The sequence below is a fragment of the Bradyrhizobium sp. BRP19 genome, assembly GCF_020194195.1.
In the GTDB taxonomy this organism is placed as follows: Bacteria; Pseudomonadota; Alphaproteobacteria; order Rhizobiales; family Xanthobacteraceae; genus Bradyrhizobium; species Bradyrhizobium yuanmingense.
Genome location: NZ_JADYVZ010000211.1, coordinates 1 through 403, shown reverse-complemented (window position 1 = coordinate 403; position 403 = coordinate 1). Strand labels below are relative to the sequence as shown.

Sequence of the window (403 nt, the reverse complement as noted above, 5' to 3'; positions counted from 1 at the left end):
GTGTTCGGAATTCACGCCGCCCGTGCTCAACCTAGGGGCCCATGTCGCGCCGCTCGGCATGAAGTTCTACACCGGCAATCAATTTCCCGCCGACTACAAGAATAACATCCTGATCGCCGAGCATGGCTCCTGGAACAGGCACAAGTATCAGGGCGCGCGCATCGTGCGCGTGATCGTCGGTCCCGACGGCAAGAACGCCAAGCAGGAAGTGTTCGCCTCCGGCTGGATCGAAGGCGACCAGAACTATCTCGGCCGTCCCGCCGACATCCTCCTCGACAAGGACGGCTCGATCCTCGTTGCCGACGACTGGGCCGGTGCGATCTATCGCATCAGCTACAGCAAGAAGTGACACGATAACGATGGGAGGCTGCGGTGGCCGGATGGCGGCCGCAGCCTCTTTGTT

At 61.3% G+C, this 403-nt stretch carries 1 protein-coding gene; it reads left to right on the top strand.

The window, feature by feature from the left end; all coding sequences use genetic code 11:
- Positions 1 to 349, top strand: a 349-nt coding sequence (locus I6F36_RS39235) for a sorbosone dehydrogenase family protein (protein WP_369424458.1), incomplete at its 5' end; no start/stop codon positions are given.
- Positions 350 to 403 lie beyond the last annotated feature (54 nt).